At 64.2% G+C, this 25,982-nt stretch carries 24 protein-coding genes; 11 read left to right on the top strand and 13 right to left on the bottom strand.

The annotated features are described in order from the left end of the window. Window positions 1-5: 5 nt before the first annotated feature. Window positions 6-1,289 carry a phosphopyruvate hydratase gene (gene eno, locus K9B37_RS11720; RefSeq protein ID WP_224313260.1) on the bottom strand — a complete coding sequence of 428 codons (1,284 nt, stop codon included), beginning with the start codon at window positions 1,287-1,289 and terminating at the stop codon, window positions 6-8. A 124-nt stretch (window positions 1,290-1,413) separates the two neighbouring features. Here eno and queF point away from each other — a divergent pair, with 124 nt between their 5' ends. After that, window positions 1,414-1,866, top strand: coding sequence for a preQ(1) synthase (gene queF / locus K9B37_RS11715; protein WP_224313259.1), 453 nt, complete (start codon window positions 1,414-1,416; stop codon window positions 1,864-1,866). Here the strand turns inward: queF and K9B37_RS11710 are convergent. The 7 genes from K9B37_RS11710 to tpiA form a co-directional block, all read right to left on the bottom strand. Then, window positions 1,848-3,020, bottom strand: a complete 1,173-nt coding sequence (locus K9B37_RS11710; protein WP_224313258.1) for an MFS transporter — start codon at window positions 3,018-3,020, stop codon at window positions 1,848-1,850. The two genes, queF and K9B37_RS11710, sit on opposite strands and share 19 nt — an antisense overlap. 116 nt (window positions 3,021-3,136) lie before the next feature. Then, window positions 3,137-3,991, bottom strand: a complete 855-nt coding sequence (gene kdsA / locus K9B37_RS11705) for a 3-deoxy-8-phosphooctulonate synthase (protein WP_224313257.1) — start codon at window positions 3,989-3,991, stop codon at window positions 3,137-3,139. Between the two features lie 87 nt (window positions 3,992-4,078). Next, entirely contained in the window at window positions 4,079-4,480 is a 402-nt protein-coding gene (locus K9B37_RS11700; RefSeq protein ID WP_224313256.1) for a DUF350 domain-containing protein, read from the bottom strand. Window positions 4,481-4,542: 62 nt separating this feature from the next. Further along, window positions 4,543-5,406 carry a VOC family protein gene (locus K9B37_RS11695; RefSeq protein WP_224313255.1) on the bottom strand — a complete coding sequence of 288 codons (864 nt, stop codon included), beginning with the start codon at window positions 5,404-5,406 and terminating at the stop codon, window positions 4,543-4,545. Between the two features lie 51 nt (window positions 5,407-5,457). After that, window positions 5,458-7,086, bottom strand: a complete 1,629-nt coding sequence (pyrG, locus tag K9B37_RS11690) for a CTP synthase (RefSeq protein ID WP_224313254.1) — start codon at window positions 7,084-7,086, stop codon at window positions 5,458-5,460. 107 nt (window positions 7,087-7,193) lie between these two features. After that, on the bottom strand, window positions 7,194-7,613 hold the full coding sequence (gene secG, locus K9B37_RS11685; RefSeq protein ID WP_224313253.1) for a preprotein translocase subunit SecG: 420 nt from the start codon (window positions 7,611-7,613) through the stop codon (window positions 7,194-7,196). A gap of 127 nt (window positions 7,614-7,740) precedes the next feature. Next, a complete protein-coding gene (gene tpiA / locus K9B37_RS11680; protein WP_224313252.1) occupies window positions 7,741-8,508 on the bottom strand; it encodes a triose-phosphate isomerase in 768 nt (255 codons plus the stop codon). A gap of 147 nt (window positions 8,509-8,655) precedes the next feature. Between tpiA and K9B37_RS11675 the strand changes: the two genes are divergently transcribed. The 8 genes from K9B37_RS11675 to lexA all read left to right on the top strand — a co-directional run bounded on the left by K9B37_RS11675 (window position 8,656) and on the right by lexA (window position 17,128). Continuing rightward, entirely contained in the window at window positions 8,656-10,542 is a 1,887-nt protein-coding gene (locus K9B37_RS11675; RefSeq protein WP_255616549.1) for a SurA N-terminal domain-containing protein, read from the top strand. A gap of 4 nt (window positions 10,543-10,546) precedes the next feature. Further along, window positions 10,547-12,067 (top strand): anthranilate synthase component I, encoded by a 1,521-nt coding sequence (gene trpE, locus K9B37_RS11670; protein ID WP_224313250.1) that lies wholly within the window; start codon window positions 10,547-10,549, stop codon window positions 12,065-12,067. Between the two features lie 58 nt (window positions 12,068-12,125). Further along, window positions 12,126-12,755, top strand: a complete 630-nt coding sequence (locus K9B37_RS11665) for an anthranilate synthase component II (protein WP_224313322.1) — start codon at window positions 12,126-12,128, stop codon at window positions 12,753-12,755. Between the two features lie 4 nt (window positions 12,756-12,759). Beyond that, on the top strand, window positions 12,760-13,773 hold the full coding sequence (gene trpD, locus K9B37_RS11660; protein WP_224313249.1) for an anthranilate phosphoribosyltransferase: 1,014 nt from the start codon (window positions 12,760-12,762) through the stop codon (window positions 13,771-13,773). Window positions 13,774-13,788: 15 nt separating this feature from the next. Continuing rightward, window positions 13,789-14,589: an indole-3-glycerol phosphate synthase TrpC gene (gene trpC, locus K9B37_RS11655; protein WP_224313248.1), complete on the top strand. Its 801-nt coding sequence runs from the start codon at window positions 13,789-13,791 to the stop codon at window positions 14,587-14,589. Then, window positions 14,586-15,062 carry a cyclic pyranopterin monophosphate synthase MoaC gene (gene moaC, locus K9B37_RS11650; RefSeq protein WP_224313247.1) on the top strand — a complete coding sequence of 159 codons (477 nt, stop codon included), beginning with the start codon at window positions 14,586-14,588 and terminating at the stop codon, window positions 15,060-15,062. Before trpC ends, moaC begins: the two co-directional genes overlap by 4 nt. Window positions 15,063-15,072: 10 nt before the next feature. Beyond that, window positions 15,073-16,317 carry a molybdopterin molybdotransferase MoeA gene (locus tag K9B37_RS11645; RefSeq protein WP_224313246.1) on the top strand — a complete coding sequence of 415 codons (1,245 nt, stop codon included), beginning with the start codon at window positions 15,073-15,075 and terminating at the stop codon, window positions 16,315-16,317. Between the two features lie 109 nt (window positions 16,318-16,426). Next, window positions 16,427-17,128, top strand: coding sequence for a transcriptional repressor LexA (gene lexA, locus K9B37_RS11640; RefSeq protein WP_224313245.1), 702 nt, complete (start codon window positions 16,427-16,429; stop codon window positions 17,126-17,128). Here lexA and K9B37_RS11635 read toward each other — a convergent pair. Next, window positions 17,106-19,313: a ComEC/Rec2 family competence protein gene (locus tag K9B37_RS11635; RefSeq protein WP_224313244.1), complete on the bottom strand. Its 2,208-nt coding sequence runs from the start codon at window positions 19,311-19,313 to the stop codon at window positions 17,106-17,108. The genes lexA and K9B37_RS11635 overlap by 23 nt on opposite strands. A 220-nt stretch (window positions 19,314-19,533) precedes the next feature. Here K9B37_RS11635 and gltX point away from each other — a divergent pair, with 220 nt between their 5' ends. Together gltX and gltA are read left to right on the top strand one after the other, a co-directional pair. Continuing rightward, complete coding sequence (gene gltX, locus K9B37_RS11630; protein ID WP_224313243.1) at window positions 19,534-20,964, top strand: glutamate--tRNA ligase; 1,431 nt, start codon at window positions 19,534-19,536, stop codon at window positions 20,962-20,964. 171 nt (window positions 20,965-21,135) lie between these two features. Next, window positions 21,136-22,428 (top strand): citrate synthase, encoded by a 1,293-nt coding sequence (gene gltA / locus K9B37_RS11625; RefSeq protein WP_224313242.1) that lies wholly within the window; start codon window positions 21,136-21,138, stop codon window positions 22,426-22,428. 214 nt (window positions 22,429-22,642) lie between these two features. On the opposite strand, the gene lpxB is transcribed toward gltA, so the two are convergent. Genes lpxB through fabZ form a run of 4 tightly spaced genes read right to left on the bottom strand, consistent with a single transcriptional unit; the run spans window position 22,643 to window position 25,953 of the window. Further along, window positions 22,643-23,824: a lipid-A-disaccharide synthase gene (gene lpxB, locus K9B37_RS11620; RefSeq protein WP_224313241.1), complete on the bottom strand. Its 1,182-nt coding sequence runs from the start codon at window positions 23,822-23,824 to the stop codon at window positions 22,643-22,645. Continuing rightward, window positions 23,814-24,683, bottom strand: coding sequence for an LpxI family protein (locus K9B37_RS11615; RefSeq protein WP_224313240.1), 870 nt, complete (start codon window positions 24,681-24,683; stop codon window positions 23,814-23,816). Before K9B37_RS11615 ends, lpxB begins: the two co-directional genes overlap by 11 nt. Continuing rightward, complete coding sequence (gene lpxA, locus K9B37_RS11610; RefSeq protein ID WP_224313239.1) at window positions 24,680-25,489, bottom strand: acyl-ACP--UDP-N-acetylglucosamine O-acyltransferase; 810 nt, start codon at window positions 25,487-25,489, stop codon at window positions 24,680-24,682. The genes K9B37_RS11615 and lpxA overlap by 4 nt, the downstream gene beginning before the upstream one ends. Continuing rightward, window positions 25,489-25,953, bottom strand: coding sequence for a 3-hydroxyacyl-ACP dehydratase FabZ (fabZ, locus tag K9B37_RS11605; protein WP_224313238.1), 465 nt, complete (start codon window positions 25,951-25,953; stop codon window positions 25,489-25,491). Before fabZ ends, lpxA begins: the two co-directional genes overlap by 1 nt. Window positions 25,954-25,982 lie beyond the last annotated feature (29 nt).

Raw genomic sequence — 25,982 nt, 5'->3', positions numbered from 1 at the left:
AGGCCTCAGGCGAACGCCTTCAGGGCCGCGCGGCCGGCATAGCGTGCCTGCTCGCCGAGCTCCTCTTCGATGCGGATGAGCTGGTTGTACTTGGCCAGTCTGTCGGAGCGGGCGAGCGAACCGGTCTTGATCTGCCCGCAATTGGTCGCCACCGCGAGATCGGCGATCGTGGAATCCTCCGTCTCGCCGGAGCGGTGAGACATGACGGCGGTGTAGCCGGCGCGCTGCGCCATATCGACGGCGGCCAATGTCTCGGTCAGCGTGCCGATTTGATTGACCTTCACGAGCAGCGAATTGCCGACGCCTTTTTTGATGCCCTCGCCGAGACGCTTCACGTTCGTCACGAAGAGATCGTCTCCGACGAGCTGGCACTTCTTGCCGATGAGATCGGTCACGATCTTCCAGCCCTCCCAGTCGTCCTCGGACATGCCGTCCTCGATCGACGCGATGGGATAGGCGCTCACGAGCTTCGCCAGATACTCGGCCTGCTCCTGCGGGCTCCGCTTTTTGCCTTCGCCCTCATAGACATAAGCGCCGCTCTTGAAGAATTCGGTCGAAGCGCAATCGAGTCCGATCACAAGATCCTGGCCCGGCTTGTAACCGGCCTTCTCGATGGAGGTCATGACGAAGTCGAGCGCCGCCTCGGCGCTCGGCAGGTTGGGAGCAAATCCGCCCTCGTCGCCGACATTGGTGTTGTGGCCGGCGTCCTTCAGAGCCTTCTTGAGGGTGTGGAACACCTCGGCACCCATGCGGACCGCTTCCGAGAACGTCGGCGCGCCGACGGGCAGGATCATGAATTCCTGGAAATCGATCGGGTTGTCCGCGTGCGCGCCGCCATTGATGATGTTCATCATCGGGACCGGCAGGACACGGGCCTGCGTTCCGCCAACATAGCGGTAGAGTGGCAGCGTCACCGCATCGGCAGCAGCTTTCGCGACCGCGAGGGACACGCCGAGAATCGCATTGGCGCCGAGACGCGACTTGTTGGGAGTGCCGTCGAGTTCGATCATCGTCTCGTCGATGAGCACCTGCTCTTCAGCATCGAGACCGCCGATGGCATCCAGAATCTCGTTGTTCACGGAGTCCACAGCCTTGGTGACGCCCTTGCCGAGATAGCGCTTCTTGTCGCCGTCGCGGAGTTCGACCGCCTCATGGGCGCCCGTTGACGCGCCGGAAGGAACCGCCGCCCGGCCCATGGAGCCGTCTTCGAGGGTCACATCCACCTCGACCGTGGGATTGCCACGGCTATCGAGGATTTCGCGGGCATGGACGTCGATGATTGCGGTCATGAACAAGCTCCTGAAAAGGGGGAAGGTGCGGCCTCGCGTCAGTTAAGGGCTTATTGACCGAAACGCGCAGGTGGGCAAGGACAACGGCGGATTTCAACACAACCATCCAAGGTCAATTGCGGTGATGACGGATACCCATCTCCAGCTCGGTCATGCGACCGCCCTGCCCGGCTCTCCCGAGGAGGCGAAGCTCGACCGAGTCCCCAACCCCCACCAGGACACCGATTACCTGGCGCGCTTCACGATCCCGGAATTCACCTCCCTCTGCCCGGTCACCGGGCAGCCGGATTTCGCGATTCTGGTCATCGACTACGTGCCCGGTCCCTGGCTCGTCGAATCGAAATCGCTGAAGCTCTACATGCACAGCTTCCGCAACCACGGCGCCTTCCATGAGGATTGCACGGTCGCCATCGGCAAACGGCTAGCGGACCTTCTGGAGCCTCGCTATCTGCGCATCGGCGGCTACTGGTATCCGCGCGGCGGCATCCCCATCGACGTGTTTTGGCAGACCGGCGAGCTTCCGAAGAACCTCTGGTTGCCCGACCAGGGCGTCGCGCCTTACCGTCCGCGCGTCTGAAACCGGGGCAGCATCAGCACGATCGAGGCCGTGACGCCAACACCGAGGATGATAGCGGCGGCGATGCCGGTCGACGCCGTCAGCCCGATATGGCGCAGCCCGAACCCCATGAACACCACGCCGAGCGCCTGACCGACGAAGAACGAGAAGGCGTGGAGGGCCACGGCCGAGGCGCGGGCGGACGGAGCGACCTCGGTCACCTGCGCCTGGAAGGTGTTGTGGAGCATATAGAAGCCGAGCCCCATCAGCATCAGGGCAAGGCCGTAGGAGGTCCAGTCCGTCGTGAGGCCGATCGCCACGAGAGCGATGGAGGCGGAAATTCCGCCGACGACGAGGATTTTCTGAATCCCGAGCGTTCTGAGGAGCCACGTGACCAGAACGGAATAGATCAACCCGCCGACGGCAAAGCCGCCAATGGCGAAACCGGCCTGTGCGGCGCCACCGCCACCGCTCTGCTCCAGAAGCGGCGCGACGTAAGGGAATATCCCGAACAGGGCGATGGCCTCCACGAACACGAAGCTGAAAAGCGCCAGCGCCCGCGGATTAGCGAGGATGTCACGGTAGCGCTGCAGCGCCGCCCCCATATCGAACCGACCGCCGGGCGGGGCATTCCGGAAGCCGAGGACCGTAGCGGCAAGAGCTGCGGCCATCATCGCGGTCGAGAGAACGAAAACGCCACGCCAGCCGACGAATTCCGCAATCAGTCCAGCAAATGATGAGCCTGCCAACTGCCCCAGAATCACAGCGACCAAATACCGGCTGAGGGCGACCTGGCGCTGTGCCATCTCGACCCGGTCGCCGATCAGGGCGATGGACACCGGAACGGCGCCGCCGGCGGCGGTGCCGGCGACGATGCGCAGCAGAAACAAAATCGTGAGATTCGGCGCGACGACCGAGCCGGCCAGGGCGGCGAAAAGCAACGCCAGCGCCACCTTCATGACCCGCTCTTTTCCGAGCGCATCGCCGATCGGCCCGAGGATCGGCTGGATGAAGGCGTAAGGAAGGGCGAAGGCGGCCGACAGCAGCGCGATGGTCTGAGGATCCGATGTCAGGTCCCGCGATATGATCCCAACCATCGGCTCGACGGCGCGAGACGAGAACGTCCCGGCGAAGCCGCTGACGGCGAGAATCCGAATTAGATTGCGGGACGACATGATCTTGGGAGCTTCAGGCGAGAGGATTGACCCGGCTCCTTAGCATGGAGATCCCGAGAGGAAGAGGGTCTTCGACGCGCATCTCCCCTCGGCAAAAAGCATGAATGTGATCAGGCCTACAGTCCCTTCGCCAGGGCGTCGAAGGCCTTCAGCTGGGACAGGAGGGCCTCCAGCTCCTTCAACGGCACCATGTTCGGACCGTCGGAGGGTGCCTTGTCGGGGTCTTGATGCGTCTCGATGAAGAGGCCTGCAACGCCCACCGCCACGGCTGCGCGGGCGAGGACCGGCACGAATTCCCGCTGCCCGCCGGATGTAGCCCCCTGGCCACCCGGCTGCTGTACCGAATGGGTGGCGTCGAAGATCACCGGTGCGCCCGTCTGAGCCATGATCGGCAGGGACCTCATGTCGGACACGAGGGTGTTGTAGCCGAACGACGCGCCCCGCTCCGTGAGCATCACGTTCGGGTTGCCGGCCGCCGTCACCTTCGCGGCCACGTTCGCCATGTCCCAGGGCGCCAGGAACTGGCCCTTCTTGACATTGACCACCCGACCGGTCTTCGCCGCCGCGACCACCAGATCGGTCTGGCGGCAGAGGAAGGCCGGGATCTGGAGCACGTCCACCACCTCGGCCACGAGAGCACATTGCTCGATTTCATGCACGTCCGTGACAACGGGCAGCCCGAACTTTTCCTTCACCTCCGCGAAGACCGACAGCGCCTTGTCGAGACCAATGCCGCGGGCGCTCGCGATCGAGGTCCTGTTCGCCTTGTCAAAGGACGATTTGTAGACGAGCCCGATGCCGAGCTTCGTCGTGATCTCCTTCAGGGCGGAGGCCATCTCGAGCGCATGCTCGCGGCTTTCCATGGCGCAGGGCCCGGCCATGATGCTGAGCGGCAGATGGTTACCGAAGCGGACGGAACCCGCTGCGACGACGGTGTGCGCCATTGGGGCGAGAGGTGTCGGTGCGTTCATGCCCCGTCCCTATCCTGTTTTGGGACAGGTGGCAAAGGCCGCACATCGACGGCCCGGGCGGCAAGCAAGCCCAGAACGCTTTCGGCTTCAGAACGTCATCGCCGCTGCGTTGATGATGCCGGCCGACAGGGAGGCCGCGCCGAGAAACAGCGCTGCTGCCATTTCACCGGAGGCAATCCGCTGGGAAAGGTTCGGCATGACGATGCGTACCAGCCAATAAACGACGATCTGCACGGCCAGGGCGACAAGGCCCCAGACCAGGCAGTCGACGATGGTCTGGGCATGCACGATCGCGCTGGCGAGCGGCAGGGCGAAGCCGACGAGGCTGAAGCCCAAAGAAGTTGCTGCGGAAATCACGTTCTGCCGGATAAGGGCAAATTCGTTGTGCATGGTCGCGAGCGTGTAGATCGTGAGATAGAGCGCCACCAGCACCGTGGCGATCACGAAGAAAATCAGGAAATCGGGCAAGCCCGCCAGAGAAGAAGCCATGATCTGTCCCCCTTGGATCATGTTTGTATGGGGCCCGCCGACGGGCCGAATCGCGGCTTATACTACGTTGCTTCAAACGCGATCGCGACGCCCATGGCGGCGCTCGCCGGCACGATCAGCCGCGATCCGATATGGACGAACGGGATTTCCGCCGCGTCCAGCCACTTGGCTTGCCGGGAGATATCATCGATCCGAACCGTGAACGCGACGAAGGATGGCTGGTCCATCTCGGCTTCGACGGAGCCATAGACTTCGCCGGCATCGTCCGGCGTCATCACGTCGAGATGCCCCCCGGCCAGGCGGTACGACAGATCGTGCAGCGACGGACTGCTCGGCGTCACGCCGGTGAAGACCGTCAAGAAGCTCTGGCAGCGGTCCGGATCGGGAGCGGACAGCGCCACGACCGCAATGTCCTCGGCCTTGTTGTCGTGACTTTGGAAAGCCGGGTTCCAGAAATTCTCCGGGTAGTGTTGCTGGCACACGAAGAAGCCGGCCTTGGTCGATCCGGGCAGCGCCGCGAAGGCGAGGCTGAACGCGACATGGACCTCCGAGCCGTCCGGACGCGTGCCTTTGCGCTCAAAATGGAATGGATCGAAGGTGCCGATATCCGCCTCAGCGAAAGTTTCGGCGTCTGCCTTCGCATCGCGGCTGTCGAGCACCAGCATCGCCAGGCCCTCCCGCTCCTCCAGATAATCGCGGACGAACGCGCCGAAGCTGAAGACCCGATCTGTCTGGGGAGCGATGTCCGCCCCCTCGCCGACCGTGATCAGCTCGATGAAGGAGGACCGGAACTGGACGATCCGGTTCTCAGTCCCCCAGGGATGGCGATTGCGCGCGCCGACCTGGAAGCCGAGGCGCTTGTAGAACGCCGCGGCCTGGTCGAGATCGCGGACGGCAACCACGAGATGGTCGATGCGGCGGCTCATGTGTCGCTTCCGTATGACGCGGCGCTGAACGGTGCCGCGATCCTGCTTTGCTTACACCAGTCGACTCTGTTCCACGGCCGCGTGAATGAAGCTCTTGAAGAGCGGGTGCGGCTCGAACGGGCGAGACTTCAGTTCCGGATGATACTGCACGCCGATGAACCAGGGATGGTCCTCATACTCGACGGTCTCAGGCAGAATGCCATCCGGCGAGACGCCGGAGAAACGCAGGCCCTTCTGCTCCAGGCGCTCCCTGTAACCCATGTTGACCTCGTAGCGGTGACGGTGGCGCTCGGAAATCTCCGTCCCGCCGTAAATCTCCGCAATCTTGCTCCCCGGCTTCAGGCTCGCCTGATAGGCGCCGAGACGCATGGTACCACCGAGATCGCCGCCGGCAGCGCGCTTTTCGAGTTCGTTGCCGCGCAGCCATTCCGTGAGGAGGCCAACGACCGGCTCCGTCGTTGGGCCGAACTCCGTGGAACTTGCCGACTCGACGCCTGCCAGAGACCGGGCCGCTTCGATCACGGCCATTTGCATCCCGAAGCAGATGCCGAAATAGGGCACCTTTCGCTCGCGGGCGAAACGGGCGGCGCGGATCTTGCCCTCGGCGCCGCGCTGGCCGAAGCCGCCCGGCACCATGATGCCGTGAATGCCTTCCAGGAACGGAGCCGGGTCCTCGCGCTCAAAAACCTCGCTCTCGATCCAGTTGAGGTTGACCTTCACCTGATTGGCGATGCCGCCGTGATGGAGCGCCTCGATGAGCGACTTGTAGGCGTCCTTGAGGCCCGTGTACTTGCCCACGACCGCGATGTTGACCTCGCCTTCCGGGTTGTGAACCCGGCCGGAGATGCGGGTCCAGCGGCTCAGGTCGGGCGCGGGAGCGTTCTCGATGCCGAAGGCCGCGAGAATTTCGCTGTCGAGTCCGGCCTCGTGATAGGCCAGCGGCACGTCGTAGATGGACGGCGCATCGCGCGCCTCGATCACCGCCGTCTCGCGGACGTTGCAGAACAGGGCAAGCTTGCGGCGCTCGTCTCGGGGAATCTCCCGGTCCGTTCGGCAGAGAAGGATATCCGGCTGAATGCCGATGGAGCGCAGCTCCGCGACGGAGTGCTGGGTCGGCTTGGTCTTCAGCTCGCCGGCAGACGGGATGAACGGCAGGAGCGTCAGGTGCGTGTAGATGGCCTGGCCACGATCGAGATCGTTGCCGAGCTGGCGGATCGCCTCGAAGAACGGCAGACCCTCGATGTCGCCGACCGTGCCACCGATCTCCACCAGGACGAAATCGAAACCTTCGTTCCCGGTCAGGACGAAATCCTTGATGGCATTGGTGACGTGCGGGATCACCTGGATCGTGGCGCCGAGATAGTCGCCCCGCCGCTCCTTGGTGATGATGTCGAGATAGATCCGGCCCGTGGTGATGTTGTCGGCCTTCGTGGCCGGAACGCCGGTGAAGCGCTCGTAATGCCCGAGGTCGAGATCGGTTTCGGCACCGTCGTCGGTGACGAAGACCTCGCCGTGCTGATAGGGACTCATCGTCCCTGGATCGACGTTCAGATAAGGATCGAGCTTCCGAAGCCGGACCTTATAACCGCGTGCTTGGAGAAGTGCGCCCAGGGCTGCTGAAGCCAAGCCCTTGCCGAGCGAAGACACCACGCCGCCGGTGATGAATACGTACCGCGTCATGGACCCCTATCCATCAATAAAGAGCGCCGATTCGCAACCACGAATCGGTTTGCTCGTTTGCCATCCACAAAAAGAGAGGGCCGGAAGCTCCGGCCCTGATCGTCAGCTTACTGCGACTGAGGCACCTGAGGCGCTGTCGGCGCGGGCGCCGGAGCGGGTGCCGGGTTCGCCGGCTGGTCGCCCTGCATTCTCTGGAGCTGCTCGAGGACATTGCCGCCCTGCCCGCCGGCCGGAGCCTGCTGGCCGGCCGGAGCAACAGGCGACGCGCCGTCGATGATCGAACGGGGCGCGCCGTGGTAGCCGGCCATGATCGTCAGCGCCAGACTGGTGAGGAAGAAAAGCCCTCCCAGAATCGCCGTGGTGCGGGTCAGGGCGTTGGCCTGACCGCGCCCGGTCATGAAGCCCGATACGCCGCCACCGCCGCCACCGCCCAGTCCCATGCCGCCGCCCTCGGAGCGTTGCAGGAGAACCACGCCGATCAGCGCCAGGACAATGATCAGGTGGACAATGATGAGAACTGTTTGCATCGTTCCAAAAACCTCAAGCGGCCGCGCCGAAGGGCGTCAGCCGCTCGCTTTCATCTCTGTGTTGGCCGGGCTGTAGCATAGGTGTGCACGGGATCAAAGACCTGCAAGCACCCCTTTTACCGAAACGTCAGCCGAGATAGCCGCCGGCGATGGCCAGGAAGTCCGAAGCGACGAGGCTTGCTCCGCCCACCAGGGCTCCGTCGACGTTCTCCACAGCCATCAGCTCGGCCGCATTGGAGGGCTTCACGGAACCGCCATAGAGGATCCGGACCTTGGCATACTCGGCCTTGCCGACGAGACGGCGCAGCTCCTCACGGATCACCCCGTGAACCTCGGCCACGTCGGCTGTGGTCGGCGTGAGGCCGGTCCCGATGGCCCAGACGGGCTCGTAGGCGATGACGAGGTTTTGTGCGGTCGAGTCGGCCGGCACGGAGCCGCGGAGCTGCTTCTTGACCACGGCGAGCGTCCGGCCCGCCTCGCGCTCCTCCCGGGTCTCGCCGATGCAGACGATCGCGGTCAGCCCGGCGCGATGGGCTGCGAGAGCCTTGTCACAGACGTCCTTGTCCTTCTCGCCATGATACTGGCGCCGCTCGGAATGGCCGACCAGGACGTAAGTCGCGCCCGCATCCGCAAGCATCTCGGCAGAGAGGTCGCCCGTATAGGCGCCCAGCTCCTTGGCGTGGCAGTCCTGTCCGCCCACGGCGATCCGGGAGCCGACCGCCATCAAGGCGAACATGCCGAGCAGTGTCGCAGGGGGACAGACGGCCAGATCCACCTTGGCCTTCAAGCCAGGGGTATAACCTGCCTGGATCTCGCCCAAGACCTTGGCGGAGGATTTCAGACCATTCATCTTCCAGTTGCCCGCTACCAGCGGGCGCGGCCGATCGACGCTCATTCAGGCACTCCTGTGACGCATGATCCGGTGGCAGTATCAGAGACTTGAAGACTCTTTCAACCAGACTCGCCCTTTTCCCCGGGCTAATGATCGGCTATCGCCGTCACTAACGAGTTTCGAAACAACAGGTTCGCTATGCTTCGAGGAATGCGCAAGGCCGGACAGGGTCTGATCGGCAGGACGATCATCGCCATCTTTTTCGGTCTTCTCATCGTCAGTTTCGCAATCTGGGGCATCGGCGACATCTTCCGGGCCACCCCGCCCTCCACCGTGGCCCGGGTGGGCAAGACCGATATTCCGGTCGAAGCGGTCAGGAACGCCTACAACAACGAGCTGCAGCGGCTGGGACGTCAGTTCCGGACCGTGATCAGCCCAGAGCAGGCCCGCCTCTTCGGAATCGACCAGCAAGTGCTGTCCAACCTCGTCAACGAGGCTGTGCTTTCGGAGGAAGCCCACAAGCTCGGCCTTTCCGTTTCGGATCAGCTCGTGGCCCGCTCCATCATGGACGATCCGACCTTCAGAGGCGCTGACGGCCAGTTCAACCGCGCCCTCTTCGACCAGGCCCTTCGCAATGCATCCTTGAGCGAGGCCGGTTTCGTGCGTGAGCAGCGCGGCGCCGTTGCCCGAATCCATCTGGCGGAAGCCATTGCGGGCGATCTGACCGTGCCGGCAGCGGCCCGCGACGCCATGCACCGCTATGCCACCGAGCGCCGGGCAGCCTCGTATTTCGTCCTGACGCCTGCCATGGCCGGCGACGTTCCGGTGCCGACGACGGAGCAGCTCCAGAGCTTCTTCAATGAGCGCAAGGCGTCGTTCCAGGCGCCCGAATACCGGGCCATATCCTTCATGGCCCTCGACGCGGCCTCCGCCGCGAAGCCCGACACGGTAAGCGACGACGAGGCTCGTCAACGCTACGAGCAGGAAAAGGCGAAGTTCGGGACGCCCGAGAAGCGCACGATCCAGCAGATCGCCTTCCCGAACCAGCAAGAGGCCGAAGCCGCCTTCAACAAGATCAAGGACGGCGCAACCTTCGACAGCATCGCCCAGGAGCGTAATGTTTCCCCTCAGGACCTGGAACTCGGCACCTTCACCAAGAGTGAAATGCTCGATCCGGCCGTGGCCGATGCTGCTTTCTCTCTTGAGCAGGGCGCCACGAGCGGTCCGGTCGCCGGGCGGTTCGGTCCCGTTCTCGTCCATGTGACGAAGATCGAGCCCGAGGCGGTGCGGTCCTTCGAAGAGGTCGCCGGCGAGATCCGGGCCGAGATCGCTCAGACCAAGGGCCGCGAGCAGATCGAGGACATCCACGATGCCATCGAGGATCAGCGCGCCAGCGCGAAGCCCCTCGCCGACATCGCCAAGGAGAAGGGCCTTAAGCTGGTCCAGGTCCCGGCCATCGACAGCCAGGGCCGCGACAAGGCCGGCAATCCGGTCGACATCCCCAACCGGGATGCCGTCGTGAAGGCCGTTTTTGCCTCGGATATCGGCGTCGACAACGAGCCGCTTCGGACCACAGATGGAGGTTATGTCTGGTTTGACGTGACGGGAATCGAACCCAGCCGTGAAAAGACCCTCGACGAGGTCAAGGATCAGGTTACCACCCAGTGGCGCGAGGACGAGATTTCCCGGCGGCTCGCGGACAAGGCGCGCGAGCTGACCGATCGCATCGAGAAGGGCGAAGCCCTGGAGGCCGTCGCGCAAAGCGCCGGCGCTGAAGCGAAGAATGCTGCGGACCTCGCGCGCAACACGGCCAAGGACGACCTCTCCGCGGATGCGGTGACCCGCATCTTCTCGGTGCCGGTCGGAAAGGCCGGCAATACGGCGACGGGCACCGACACTCGCGCCGTGTTCAAGGTCACGTCGGCAACCGTGCCTCCCCTCGTCGCCACGGCGCAAGAGGCCCAGCGTGTCGAGACGCAACTGCGCAACGGCATGGGTGACGATCTCGTGAACCAGTACATTGCCCAGATCCGCAAGGATCTCGGCGTCACCATCAACCAGCAGGCGCTGCGCCAGGCAACGGGCGGCGAACTCTAAGCCGATGGTCATCACACCGGACTACGACACCTTCTCCGAGGCCTATGAGGCCGGGCGGGCGGGCGTTCTGCGCACGAGCCTCGTCGGTGATCTTCTGACCCCGGTCGCGGCTTTCCTGAAGCTGCGGCAGGGGCGCAAGGGATCCGCCTTTCTCCTGGAATCGGTCGAGGGCGGTGCTGTCCGTGGCCGCTTCTCGATGATCGGTCTCGATCCCGATCTCGTCTGGCGCTGCCAGGACGGTGTGGCGTCCATCGACCGCAAGGCCCTCGGCCATACCGGAGCCTTCGAGCCGGACGGCCGCCATGCACTGGAGAGCCTCCGCGCGCTCATCGCCGAAAGCGCTCTGCCTTTGGGCGATGACCTGCCGCCCATGGCCGCCGGTCTCTTCGGCTATCTCGGCTACGACATGGTTCGGCTCATGGAACGTCTGCCGGGGGTGAATCCGGACGTCCTGAAGGTCCCCGACGCGATCCTGATCCGTCCGACCGTCATGGTCGTGTTCGATGCCGTGAAGGACGAGATTTCGCTGATCACGCCCGTGCGTCCCCAGGCAGGCGTCTCGGCTAAAGCCGCCTATGAGACGGCGCTGACCCGCCTCGACGAGGTGGGGCTTGCCCTCGACCGGCCACTGCCGATCGAGGACCGGACAGATCCCACGAGCATCCATTTCGAGCCTCCGGTGTCGAACACGACGCCGGACGAGTTCAAGGCCATGGTGGCCACGGCGAAGGAATACATCCGGGCAGGCGACATCTTCCAGGTCGTGCTCTCCCAGCGTTTCGAGACGGATTTCCCCCTCCCCGCCTTCGCCCTTTATCGCTCCTTGCGTCGGGTGAATCCGGCACCGTTTCTCTGCTATCTCGACTTCGAGGATTTTCAGATCGTCTGCTCCTCGCCCGAGATCCTGGTTCGGGTCCGGGACGGCAAGGTCACGATCCGGCCGATCGCCGGAACGCGTCCGCGAGGCGCCACCGCGGCGGAAGACCGGGCGCATGCGGAAAGCCTCCTGGCCGATCAGAAGGAACGGGCCGAGCACCTGATGCTGCTCGATCTCGGCCGCAACGACGTGGGGCGGGTCTCGGCGATGGGATCGGTCGAGGTGACCGATTCCTTCTTCCTCGAGTTCTACAGCCAGGTGATGCACATCGTGTCGAACGTCGAGGGCCGCCTCGACTCGAAGTTCGACGCCCTCGATGCGCTGGTGGCCGGATTTCCGGCCGGAACGGTCTCCGGTGCACCCAAGGTGCGCGCCATGGAGATCATCGACGAACTCGAAAAGCACAAGCGCGGTCCCTACGCAGGCTGCATCGGCTATTTCGGCGCCGACGGCCAGATGGATACCTGCATCGTGCTGCGCACGGCGCTCGTGAAGGACGGCCGGATGGCCGTGCAGGCGGGCGCGGGAATCGTCTACGATTCCGACCCCGATTCCGAGCAGCAGGAATGCATCAACAAGGCGAAGGCGCTCTTCCGCGCTGCTGAGGAAGCGGTCCGGTTCGCAAGCCGCGCGAGGATCGGCCAATGAGCAAAGCGGCAAGGCTTCCCTTGACCGGGCTCCGCCCATGCGCAAACGTCGTGACGCCATGACCCGCGTTCTCGTCATCGACAACTACGACAGCTTCACCTGGAACCTGGTGCATCTCATCGCACCGCTCGTGTCCCGGGTGGATGTGGTGCGCAACGATGCCGTCACCACGGACGAGGTCCTGGCCTCGCCGCCCGATGCCATCGTGCTCTCTCCGGGGCCCTGCACGCCGAACGAGGCGGGAATCTGTCTCGATCTGGTGGAGCGGGCGGGAGCCAAGATCCCGACCTTCGGAGTCTGTCTCGGCCTGCAGGCCATCGGCCAGGTCTATGGCGGCACGGTCAGCCGCGCGCCGCTGCCGATGCACGGCAAGGTCTCGGATGTGGAGCACAGCGGGCAGACGATCTTCCGCGGCATCAACGGGTCGTTCAAGGCGACGCGCTATCACTCTCTCATCGTCGACCGGGAGACCTGCCCTGCCGATCTCGCGGTGACGGCGGAGACTGCCGACGGACTGGTCATGGGTCTGTCGCACCGCTCGCTCCCGGTCCACGGCGTACAGTTTCATCCCGAGAGCATTCTCTCGGAGCATGGCGCCACGATCATGCGCAACTTCTTCGACCTCGCCGCGGCATGGAACGCCGCACATCGCCAGGAGCCGACATACGCTCCTGCAGCCGGACATTGAACTGATGGAATCCTTCAAATCCTATCTCGCCAAGGTCGCCACCGGCGCGTCACTGACGCGCGAGGAGGCCCGTTCGGCATTCGACGACATCCTGTCCGGCGAAGTGACGCCCGCCCAGAGCGGCGCCTTTCTGATGGCCCTGCGAGTCCGTGGCGAAGCGCTCGAGGAGATCGTCGGTGCCGTCTCCGCGATGCGCGGCCGCATGCTGCGTGTGAACGCCCCGGAGGGTGCCGTCGACATCGTCGGTACGGGCGGCGACCATTCCGGCAGCTACAACATCTCGACCCTCGCGGCGATCATCGTCGCAGGCGCCGGCGTGAAGGTTGCCAAGCACGGTAATCGCGCGGCCTCGTCGAAATCCGGAACGGCGGACGTGCTCTCGGCGCTGGGCGTGAAACTCGGCCTCGAGCCCGAGGGTCTGGAGCGCTGCCTGAAGGATGCAGGCCTTTGCTTCATGTTCGCGCAGACCCATCATGCCGCCATGCGTCATGTGGCGCCCGTGCGGGTCGAGCTCGGCACCCGGACGATCTTCAATCTGCTGGGTCCTCTCGCCAATCCGGCCTCCGTGTCGCGACAGCTCCTCGGCGTCTTCTCCGAGGCTTGGCTCGAACCGCTGGCGCAGGTCATGAAGGAGCTTGGCACCAAAAGGCTGTGGGCCGTGAACGGCTCGGACGGCCTCGACGAGATGACCACGACCGGTCCGACGCATGTGGTGGCGCTGGAGAACGGAACAGTGCGTCGCTTCTCCGTCACGCCGGAAGAGGTGGGCCTGCCCATCGCGCGGCTGGAGGACCTGAAGGGCGGCGATCCCGAGCACAACGCCGCGCAATTGCGCGCCGTTCTGGAGGGCGCTCGTATCCCGTACCGGGATGTCGCTCTCCTGAACGCAGCGGCCTCCCTCGTTATCGCTGATGCAGCCTCCGACCTGCGCGACGGTCTCGACCGTGCCACCCGCGCTCTGGACAGCGGCGCAGCGAAGGCCACACTGGTACGCCTGATCCAGACTTCGAACGCCTGAACCGGAGGGCCGCCCATGAGCGACGTTCTCGCCCGCATCGAAGCCTACAAGCGTGAGGAGATCGCCGCTGCGAAAGCGGCCGTCTCCCCTGCCGAGATCGAACGGCGCGCACGAGACGCCTCCACCCCGCGCGGCTTCGCCGCCGCCATCGAACGGCATCTCGCCGAGGGACGTCCGGCGCTGATCGCCGAGGTGAAGAAGGCGAGCCCGTCGAAGGGCCTGATCCGCGCCGATTTCGATCCGCCATCCCTCGCGAGAGCCTATGCTCAGGGCGGCGCGACCTGCCTGTCGGTTCTCACCGACACGCCGTCCTTCCAGGGCCGACCGGAATATCTCCCACAGGCGCGCGAAGCTTCCGGACTCCCAGCGCTGCGGAAGGATTTTCTCTTCGAGCCCTATCAGGTCTATGAAGCGCGCGCCTGGGGCGCGGATTGCATCCTCGTCATCATGGCGAGCGTCTCCGACGATGAGGCGCGCGCACTGATCGACACGGCGCATGATCTCGGCATGGATGCACTCGTCGAAGTCCATGACCGCGCGGAGCTCGAGCGCGCCATTCCGCTCGGAACCAAGCTCATCGGCATCAACAACCGCAATCTTCGCACTTTCGACGTCTCGCTTTCCGTCAGCGAAGAATTGGCACCGCTCATCCCGTCGGATCGCATCATCGTCGGCGAAAGCGGCATCTTCACTCTTGAGGACATCGAGCGTCTGAAGAAGGTGAAGATCGAAACCTTCCTGGTCGGCGAGAGCCTGATGCGGCAACCGGATGTGACGGCAGCGACGAAGCGGCTCCTGTTCGGCGAAGCGGCATGACAAAACTCACGCATCTCGACGCGAGCGGCGAAGCGAACATGGTCGATGTTTCCGAGAAGGGCATCACCAGCCGGACCGCGATCGCCGAAGGATGCGTCGTGATGCAGCCCGAGACCCTGGCCCTGATCCGCCAGGGAGACGCGAAGAAGGGCGACGTGCTCGGAACGGCCCGTCTCGCCGGCATCATGGCGTCGAAGCGGACGCACGAGCTGATCCCCCTCTGCCATCCGCTGCTGATCTCGAAGGTGAAAGTCGATTGCATCCTCGACGAAACGCTGCCCGGCGTGCGCGTGACGGCGGAGGTGAAGGTATCAGGTCAGACCGGCGTCGAAATGGAGGCCCTTACGGCCGTGTCCGTGGCGTGTCTGACGATCTACGATATGGTGAAGGCGGCCGACCGCACCATGCGCATCGATGATATTCGGCTGCGACGGAAGAGCGGCGGACGATCCGGACTGTTCGAAGCACCGTGAGGGCATCGCCATGAGCCTGATCTCCGTTGACGAGGCCCTGCGTCGGGTCCTGGCAAGCAACGAAACACCTGTCGACATTGAAAGGCTGCCGCTCGCCTCGTGTGCCGGACGCACATTGGCAGAGAACGTGACCGCGCAGCGCGATCAGCCGCCTTTCCCCGCCTCCGCCATGGACGGCTATGCGTTGCGCAGCGGCGATGTCACTGCCGTCCCTGCCCTGCTGCGGGTCATCGGCACCAGCGCGGCCGGCCGGCGGTTCGATGGATCGCCCGGCTCCGGCGAAGCGGTGCGGATCTTCACCGGCGCGCCCCTGCCTCAGGGTGCCGACGCCGTCGTCCTGCAGGAGGATACGGAAGCGCAGGACGGCCAGGTGACGATCAAGGAAGCGCCGCAAGCGCAGCGCCACATCCGTCCGGCGGGCCTGGACTTCAAATCCGGTGACGTCCTGCTATCGGCTGGAAGACGCGTGGATGCGCGTCACATCGCTCTCGCGGCTGCCATGGGGCAGGCCACCCTCGCCGTCAGGCGCAGACCTCGTGTGGCGATCCTCGCCACAGGCGATGAGCTCGTGCGCGCAGGCGAACCGGTCGGCCCCGATCAGATCGTCGCATCCAGCCTGCCCTCGACTGCCGCCATCGTGGAGAAAGCCGGCGGCGAGCCGATCGATCTCGGGATCGCCCGCGACACGCTCGCGTCGCTCGATGAGCGAATCGAAGCGGCGCGTGCAGCCAAGGCCGACATCCTCGTTACCCTTGGCGGCGCCTCGGTCGGTGATCACGATCTGGTGCAGAAGGCCCTTTCCCGACACGGCATGGATCTCGGCTTCTGGCGTGTCGCGCTGAAGCCTGGAAAGCCGCTGATGCATGGTCGCCTCGGTCCGATGCTGCTCCTCGGGCTGCCAGGAAATCCCGTCTCGACCCTCGTGTGCAGCGTCCTGTTCCTGGTGCCGGCGATTCGCGCCCTTTGCGGGGATCAAAGCGCCAGCGATGATCCGACCGAAGGCGCCATACTCGGTGCTGACCTCCCAGCCAACGGCGACAGACAGGACTATATGAGGGCAAGCCTCTCCGGCTGCGAGATCGAAATCGGCGCTGGGCGGCTGACGGTACCTGCGGCGACACCGCATTCCCGGCAGGACTCATCCATGCTCGGCATTCTCGAACGCTCCGACGCGCTCCTTGTGCGATCTCCGCACGCTCCGCCTGCCCGTGCTGGCGAGCCTTGCCGCATCATTCGCCTCACGCGCTTTTGCTGAACTTGGTTATCGGAGCGTAGCCATAGACTTGCAGAACACAGCAAGAACAGCTAACCTGTTCCTGCTTTGTTTTCAGAATCGCTCCTCTGCGGAGCAGTAAGGGCCAGCCATGCTGACGCGTAAACAGCACGAATTGCTCCGCTTCATTCATGAGCGGCTGCGGGAATCCGGTGTTCCGCCGTCCTTCGACGAAATGAAGGACGCCCTCGACCTCAAATCCAAGTCCGGCATCCACCGTCTGATCACTGCCCTGGAGGAGCGCGGTTTCATCCGCCGCCTGCCGAATCGGGCGCGTGCCCTCGAAGTGCTTCGTCTTCCCGAGACCGTGGGCGGCGCAGCCACCCAGAAGCGTTTCACCCCGAGCGTGGTCGAGGGCGGCCTTGCCGGCAAGGCGAAGGCGGCACCGGCTCCGGTGGAGGAAAAGACCCGCGACATCTCCATTCCGGTCATGGGCCGGATCGCGGCTGGTACGCCGATCTCGGCCATCCAGAACCGCAGCCACTCCATCACGCTGTCACACGACTTCCTTGCCCAGGGCGAGCATTACGCCCTCGAAGTCCGTGGCGACTCGATGGTGGAAGCCGGCATCCTCGACGGCGACCTGGTGGTGATCCGCAGGCAGGACACGGCCAATACGGGCGACATCATCGTGGCGCTCATCGACGATGAGGAAGCAACCCTCAAGCGCTTCCGTCGCCGCGGCTCGTCGATTGCGCTGGAGGCTGCCAATCAGGCTTATGAGACCCGCGTGCTCGGCCCGGATCGGGTGAAGATCCAGGGCAAGCTCGTCAGTCTCGTTCGTCGCTACTGATCTCCTCGTCGGGAAGATCCTGCTCCGGAACTGGCCGTTTCTCCATCGGCCGGTTCGGAAGTATGGTTGCGGCAGCATCATCCGTTGATGCGCGGCGTAGCGCGATGACTTCGCTCCCCTTGCGCACGGACCGGACTTCGATCGTATCCCGGTCGCGGAAGCGAAGAACTGTTGCTCCCCGTGAAGCCAACGCATCACGATCCAGCACAAGACCGGCCTCGCAACGAGTCGGCGCCTTGAGCCGTGTGAGAATCACGACGGCGCGGCGGCAATCCTCCTCGAAGGCTGAAACGTCCTGAACGAAGGCGATGGAGCGCTGCTCCGGTCCCTCGACGACGCAGCCGCTCCTGTCACATCGAGCTTGCCGCCTCAAGCCCCCGTCATCTGCGTTGCGCCCGTCGCCATCGGCCCTGAGCCATTGCTCGGTCACGAAGGCGGACGGCTTGCCGACCACAGTCAAAGTGCCGCTTGCATCGCGGATGGCCGCTCCTGCCGCCTCCCGATCGATGAAGACGTCGTAGCGGATCGGAGCAGCGGTGGCCAAGCCTGCTCCTATCGGCAGAACCGCGAGCCAACGGAACGACGATGCAGGCACGGTTAATATGAGAAGCGCGGCGCTCAAGAATCCGAAGGCCAGGATGCTCAAGGCCGGCATGACCATCGTGGCGCCGCTGAAGCTCCCGACCCAGGCGGAGACATCGAGCACCTGGTTCACGGCGAGGCCCATCACCTGCCATATGGGCCGATCGAGGCCGAACGGATATGTCAGGACGCCGAGCACCGCCGCCGGCATAACCACCACCGAGACCAGAGGCAGTGCCAGGGCATTGCCGATCAGCCCATAGGGATTGATCGTCTGGAAGTGGTAGGCCGAGAACGGAGCGGTCGCCAAACTTGCAATCAGCGTCGTAGCGAAGAGGCCCCAGATCTGATGGAAGCTCCAATGAAGGGCGCGGCCCAGCGCCGTCACGGGTTGGCCTTGTGATGGCTTCAACGTCAGCAGTGGGGCGAATGCCGTCAGTGCCGCGACCGCCCCGAACGACATCTGAAAACTCGGCCCCAGCAGCGCCTCCGGCTCCCGCGCGAGAACGAGCAGAGCGGAAACCGAAAGGTTGCGGATACTCAGTGCGGGCCGGTCGGCAAGAACGGCACCGAACATGACTAGCGTCATGATCAGCGAGCGCTCAGTCGCTACATCGGAGCCGGTAAACAGGCCATAGGCGGTCGCACCGAACATCGCCGCGACAGCCGCGATCTTCTTCACCGGCCAGCGCAGTGCGACGATGGGAAAGAGCGCCAGAAAAGCGCGGATGAGCCAAAAGAACGTGCCGGCGGCCAACACCATATGAAGGCCCGAGATCGACACGATGTGATAGATTCCCGCCGCGCGGAGCACGTCGTTTGTCGGCTCGCCGATGAGGCCGCGCTTGCCAGTGACCAGGGCCGCACTGACGCCCCCCGCTGGGCCGCCGATCGCCGACGCGATCCGCTGTGTCAGGGCATTGCGCGCCGCATCGATTCCTGCCGTAACGGCAAGAAACCATGGCGTGCCCTGCGGCGGTGCAATGATCTTCGGCGCCCCAAGGAGCGATCCGACAGCGCCGACTTCCCGAAACCTTGCGTCCCGCGCGAAATCATAGCCTCCCGGCCAGGCCGGTTGAGGCGGCGGCAAAAGCCGCGCCTTGGCCTCGATGAACTGGCCCGGAGCCAGCCCCTCGCCCTTGCGGGCATTGACCCGGACGAATTTCGGCAGGTCGGACGCAGCCATCCCCTGAAGCGAGACCAGCCGCAGGAGGATCCTCCGATCCTGGCCGCGATCCTCGACAGTCTCGACGAAGCCTGAGACGGCTGCGATCGTGATCCGTGTCAGAACCGGTCCCGCGACCGACCGGGTTCGGACAACGCCAGCGGCAAACCCCGCTGAGAGGGCGGCGAGTCCGATCAGCAGAGCCAGAGCCGGTAGGCTGCGACGCGCGAACCACGCAGCCATCAAACTCAGAACGAAACAAACGAGAGGCGCCCAGAGCGCAGGCTCCTCCGCCTGGAAGAACAGAACGATGCCGAGGCCGAAGGACACGGCGATCCAGGGGAACAACCGCCGCTGCGCCACGTCGATCGCGAATTCCCGCCCGATCCAGGCCGGCACATCCGGGAAATTGATTGGAACTGGCCAGGAAGCCGTCAAGGCCCGCCTGGGAGAAAGAGCAACCGCCCGCGCTCTGGAGCGCAGAAGGCGGTTTAGCTCACTTGTCTCGGTCTCGGCCATCGCTGCGGCTTAACGTCAGGGTGGATTACATGTTAGACGACGCCACGTTTCGGCCAAGTCCACCCTGTGGATGTGAGTCGATAACTCCCGCGGTGTCCGCTCCGGCCCGCCCCGCTTCTTGCCAAGGTTTCTTACGCCGATGACCGTCGTCACCCGCTTTGCCCCCTCTCCCACCGGTTTCCTGCACATCGGCGGAGCGCGCACGGCCCTGTTCAATTGGCTCTATGCCAAGCGGCATGGCGGCAAAATGCTCCTGCGCATCGAGGATACGGATCGCGAACGGTCAACCGAGGCGGCCATTCAGGCCATTATCGACGGCCTGAGTTGGCTCGGGCTCTCCTGGGACGGGGATGTCGTTTATCAGTTCGCCCGTGCGGGACGGCATCGTGAGATCGCCGAGTCGCTCCTTGCCCAGGGCCGCGCCTATTACTGCTATGCAAGCCCGCAGGAGCTCGAAGAGATGCGCGAGACGGCCCGCCGCGAGGGCCGCCCGCTTCGTTATGACGGGCGCTGGCGCGACCGCGACCCATCTGAGGCGCCAGCAGGCGTCAAGCCGGTGATCCGTTTGAAGGCCCCGACCGAGGGTGAGACCGTCGTCGAGGACGAGGTTCAGGGACGCGTCGTATGGCAGAACAAGGACCTCGACGATCTGGTCCTGCTGCGCTCCGACGGGACGCCCACCTACATGCTCGCGGTGGTGGTCGACGACCATGACATGGATGTCACCCATGTGATCCGCGGCGACGACCATCTCACCAATGCCGCCCGCCAGACGCAGATCTATCAGGCCTTGGGCTGGAGCGTCCCCAACATGGCCCACGTGCCGATGATCCTCGGTCCCGACGGCGCCAAGCTCTCGAAGCGTCATGGCGCGCTCGGTGTCGAAGCCTATCGCAGCATGGGCTATCTGCCGGTCGCGCTCCGCAACTATCTCGTCCGCCTCGGCTGGAGCCATGGCGATCAGGAGATCTTCTCGACGCAGGAGATGATCGACGCCTTCGATCTCAAGAATATCGGCCGCTCGCCGGCCCGCTTCGATTTCGCCAAGCTCGAGAATCTGAATGGCCACTACATGCGCCAGAGCAGCGATGTGGAGCTCGTCGATGCCCTGGAACAGCTTCTGCCGGAACTCGATGGTGACGAGCATCATCTCGGGCGCAAGTTCACTCCAGCCCTGCGGTCGAAGCTCGTTGCAGCCATGCCGGGCCTGAAGGAGCGCGCCAAGACGCTCGTCGAACTCCTCGACAGCGCCTACTATCTCTATGCCGCGCGGCCGCTTCATCTCGACGAAAAGGCAAAGAGCCTGCTCGCCGACGGCGTGTCGCGCCTTGCCGGCATCGACGTCAAACTGGAAGCGCTGCAGGATTGGTCTGCGGCAAGCGTGGAGGCGGTGGTCCGCGAACATGCCGAGGCGATCGGTGCAAAGCTCGGTCAGGTCGCGCAGCCGCTGCGTGCTGCCCTGACCGGCCGCGCGACGTCACCGGGTCTCTTCGACGTGATGGCCGTGCTCGGCAAGGACGAAACCTTGTCTCGCTTGCGCGACCAGCTCAGTGCTGCGCCTGCTGCATAGCAGGCGCACTCTCCTTTAGACGTGCTTGCCCCTCCCCCACGGATAAGCTACCCAACGCCATCCTCCTACCGACCGGCGACCTCGGTTCGGCAGCCTGTGAAGAGAAGACCTTCTCCTGACCCAGGGCTGCCCTAGGTTCTGCCCGGCCTCTTGTTGAAAGGGCGAAGACGTATGAGCACCAATTCCAGCACGCTCAATTTTGACGGCAGGTCGGTCGAGTTGCCGGTAAAGAACGGCACGATCGGTCCCAGTGTCGTCGATATTTCCAAGCTCTACGGTCAGACCGGTGCCTTCACCTATGACCCGGGCTTCACCTCGACGGCAAGCTGCGAGTCGAAGATCACCTATATCGATGGCGATGCGGGCGTCCTGCTCTATCGCGGCTATCCCATCGAGCAGCTGGCCGAACACGGGGACTTCCTCGAGACCTGCTATCTGCTTCTTTACGGAGAGCTGCCGACCGCAGCCCAGAAGGCCGATTTCGATTACCGCGTCACGCGCCACACCATGGTTCATGACCAGATGAACCGCTTCTTCCAGGGCTTCCGGCGCGACGCTCACCCGATGGCGATCATGGTGGCCTCGGTCGGCGCGCTCTCGGCCTTCTATCACGACTCGACCGACATTTCGGATCCGCAGCAGCGCATGATCGCCTCCATGCGCATGATCGCGAAGATGCCGACGCTCGCTGCGATGGCCTACAAGTACTCCGTCGGCCAGCCCTTCGTGTATCCGCAAAACGATCTCGACTATACGTCGAACTTCCTGCGCATGTGCTTTGCGGTGCCGTGCGAGGAATACAAAGTCAATCCGGTGCTCTCGCGGGCGCTCGACCGGATCTTCATCCTGCACGCAGATCACGAGCAGAACGCCTCGACCTCGACGGTGCGCCTCGCCGGTTCCTCCGGCGCCAATCCGTTCGCCTGCATCGCCGCGGGCATCGCCTGTCTGTGGGGGCCTGCCCATGGCGGCGCGAACGAGGCCGCGTTGAAGATGCTGGAAGAGATCGGCACGCCCGACCGCATTCCGCAATACATCGCCAAGGCGAAGGACAAGAACGATCCGTTCCGTCTCATGGGCTTCGGCCACCGGGTCTACAAGAACTACGACCCGCGCGCCCGCATCATGCAGAAGACCACGCATGAGGTGCTGAACGAACTGGGCATCAAGGACGATCCGCTTCTCGACGTCGCGGTAGAACTCGAGCAGATCGCTCTCAAGGACGAGTACTTCCTCGAGAAGAAGCTCTATCCGAACATCGATTTCTATTCGGGCATCACGCTCAAGGCGATGGGCTTCCCCACCTCCATGTTCACGGTGCTCTTCGCGCTCGCCCGCACGGTCGGTTGGATCGCCCAGTGGAGCGAGATGATCGAGGATCCGTCCCAGCGCATTGGCCGTCCGCGTCAGCTCTATATCGGCTCGCCCAAGCGCGACTACGTGACGGTCGCCCAGCGCGGGTGAGATCGCTCGAAAATGGATACAGAAAAGGGGCCTTTCGGCCCCTTTTTCATGTGTGCCGTCATTCTGGATTGCCGTCAGGCAAGTCCGGAACCCATAAACCCTATCTGTTCAGGATGAGGAGTTGCGGCTGCCGCTGCACCTTATCCGCAAAGCGCGGCGGCTATGGGTTCCGGGCTCCGCTGCGCGGCCCCGGAATGACGATCGAGGCGACAGGTTACGCACGCTGTCTGGACGACAGCACCTCAGCGACGATCCTTGCCGCCCGCTCGCTCGGAGCCTCGTCGCCGATCCGCATGAGATCGTCCAGCCGCCGAAACGCATCCTCCTGCCGACGACGCTCCGGCGTATCCGAAAGAAGTGGAAGAAGCGCATCGACAAGCTTCTCCGGCGTGCAGTCCCACTGGATCAACTCGGGGATGACGTTCTCGCCCAGCACCAGATTGGTGAGGACGATGGAATGTGCCTTGATGAGATACTTCAGCACTTCCTCGATCTTCGAGACGCGATAGGCGACCACCATGGGCACGCCCGAGAGCCCGAGCTCCAGGGTCACGGTGCCGGAGGCGGCGAGTGCGGCATCCGCCTGGCGAAAGGCAGTCCATTTCGCACTCTCGCCCTCAACGATGGTGGGAACCACGGGCCACTCACGCGCCCGCTCGCGGATCTCGGCGGCAAGGTGCGGCACAGCCGGGATCGTGACCTCGAACGGACGCGGAGCGCATTCTTTCAGAAGCGCGAGTGCCTGCCCGAACGGCTCCATCAGGCGGCTCACCTCGGAGCGCCGGCTGCCGGGAAGCACGAGAAGCTTCAGAGGCTCTGCGGCCTTCGCTCCACGCTCGCCCGGTGCGGGACGAATCTCGGTGAGCCGTTCGATCAGGGGATGCCCGACATAAGATGTCGGCGGGCCGCCCAGACGCCGGTGGGCTTCCGGCTCGAACGGCAGCAGCGCCAGAAGGTGATCGACATAGGCGCGCATCTTCGCAGCCCGTCCCGGGCGCCATGCCCAGACCGACGGGCTGACGTAATCGATGATCGGGATGCCGGGAGCTTGCGCCCTCACCGCCTTCGCGACCCGATGCGTGAAGTCTGGGCTGTCGATGATCACCAGAAGGTCGGGCTTCGCCGCCACGACAGCATCTGCCGTCTGGCGAATCCGCTGCAGGATCGTCGGCAAGCGCGCGATGACCGCGGAGAACCCCATAACGGCAATGTCGGTCAGGGGAAAAAGGCTCTTCAGCCCCTCTCGCTCCATGGCATGGCCACCCACGCCTTCGAATTGCAGTCGATCGGCCCCGAGGCGCGCCTTGAGGGACCGCATGAGCTTCATGCCGAGCTGATCACCGGATTCCTCGCCCGCGACGATCCAGATCCGGAGCGACGATGCCTCATTCGCCATGGCCGTTCTCCATCCAGGGCAGATCGACCGCCATGAGGAAAAGGCCGAGATCGTCAGCGAGCTTCAAGGTTCTGTCCTGCTCGACGATCAAGGTCGAACCGGCTCCGATGGCGACGCCGGACAACCCGGCCCGCGCGGACTCGACGATCGTCCGCGGCCCGATGGCCGGCATGTCGACCCTCAGGTCCTGCCCGCGCTTGGCCGCCTTGATCAGAACGCCGCCCTCGCGGCGTCGGCGCAGACCGAACCAGGACCTGCGAAAGCCGGCAACCCGGTGCAGCATGCGATCCGTACCTTCCGGCCCTTCGACGGCAAGGACATGCCGCCGCGCCACCACCGCCGCCTGACCAATATCGAAAGCGGAAACCGACGAAAGGAGTTCGATCCCGAACGCCACCGCCTGTCGGTCATCCTCGCTGGGCAAATGGCGACCGTGCAGGGACAAGGGAGCAACGAGGTCCGGAGCAAGCTCATGGGCGCCGACGACCCGATAGCCGCGCTCTTCCAGCAGCATCACAGCACCGCGCAGAACCTGATCGTCGCCGCGGGCAATGACCTCCTTCACTTCCTGGCGATTCCGCAAGAGGGAATACGCTCCGAGCAGAGCGGAGAAGCCCGGCCGGCGCACGGCACCCACCAGGGCGACGGCCTTAGGCTGCCAACCCTCGAGGGTCGCCATGATGGATTTCAGGTCGAGAAGATCGACGCTCGCTTGGGCGCGACGACGCAGCTCGGGCGCCGCGAAGCCGCGGAAGGCCAGAACGCGGCAATCCTCGCCTTTTCGTTCGAGGTGCTCGACCAGCTGGATGGGGAGTTGCCCTGACCCTGCGAGGATCGCAATCGGGCCGTCCCCGGTCATCCGGCCGACCCGATCGGGTCCCGGGGCGTACAGATCGCCCTGTCCTTGCCCGCGCGGATGAAATCGAGGATCTCGTGGACGAAGGGGTGGCTGTCGAACTCGGCCGCCACATCCTCCACCCGCTCGGACAGAGTGCCCTCATCGGCGAAAAGGAGGCGATAGGCGCGCCGGATCTCGTGGATCTGCTCACGCGTGAAGCCACGGCGGCGCAGGCCGATGATGTTCAGCCCTGCCAGATGGGCTCGGTTGCCGATGGCCATGCCGTAGGGAATCAGGTCGTTTTCGAGACCCGACATGCCGCCCACGAAGGCATGGGAACCGACCCGCGTGAACTGGATGACCGCGGAGCCGCCGCCGAAAATCACGAAATCCCCCACCGTCACATGGCCCGCGAGCATGACGTTGTTGGACAGGATCACGTCGCTGCCGACCTTCGTATCGTGGCCGACATGGGAATTGGCCAGGAAGGCGCAGCGGTCGCCGATGACGGTCTGCATGCCGCCGCCCTCAGTGCCGGGATTTATGGTGACCCCTTCGCGGATCATGCAATCGGCCCCTATCGTCAGGGTCGAAGGCTCGCCGCGATATTTCAAGTCCTGGGGAATGTGACCGATGGAGGCGAACGGAAAGATCCGGGTCCGTGCTCCGATCGTGGTGCGTCCGGCAACAGCCACATGGCTGAGGAGCTGGCAGCCTTCTCCGAGCTCGACCTCGGGGCCGACCATGCAGAACGGTCCGATCTTGACGCCCGGACCGATCTTCGCGCCGTCCTCGATGACGGCAGTGGGATGGATAACGGATTCCATCAGTCCATCACCAGCATGGCGCTGACTTCCGCCTCGCAGACGATAGCGCCGTCAACCTTCGCCTCGCCGCGGTACCACCACATGTTACGACGGTTGTTGAGCTTTTTCATATGAAACTCGACTCGGTCACCCGGCTCGACGGGCTTTCTGAACTTCACCTTGTCGATGGTCATGAAGAAGACCTGCTTGGGCTTCTCCTGCTGAGCGATCCGCGACGCCACGCAGATGGCGCCCGCGGTTTGGGCCATGCCCTCGATCAGATAGACTCCCGGGAAGATCGGCCGCGTCGGAAAATGGCCCGTGAACTGCGGTTCGTTGAACGTGACGTTCTTGATGCCGATGCAGGAATTGTCGCCGTCGATTTCGATGATCTTATCGACCAGAAGGAACGGATAGCGATGCGGCAGCAGATCCAGGATCCGCATGATATCGGCTGTCTGAAGCGTCGTGGGCGCCTCGCTCATGTCTTTCACTCCGGAGCTCAAGACGTCTT

Origin of the sequence: Microvirga puerhi (genome assembly GCF_020089865.1) — a bacterium.
Taxonomy (GTDB): Bacteria; Pseudomonadota; Alphaproteobacteria; order Rhizobiales; family Beijerinckiaceae; genus Microvirga; species Microvirga puerhi.
Note: the sequence above shows the minus strand (reverse complement) of the source record. Positions and strands in the feature narration are given on the sequence as shown.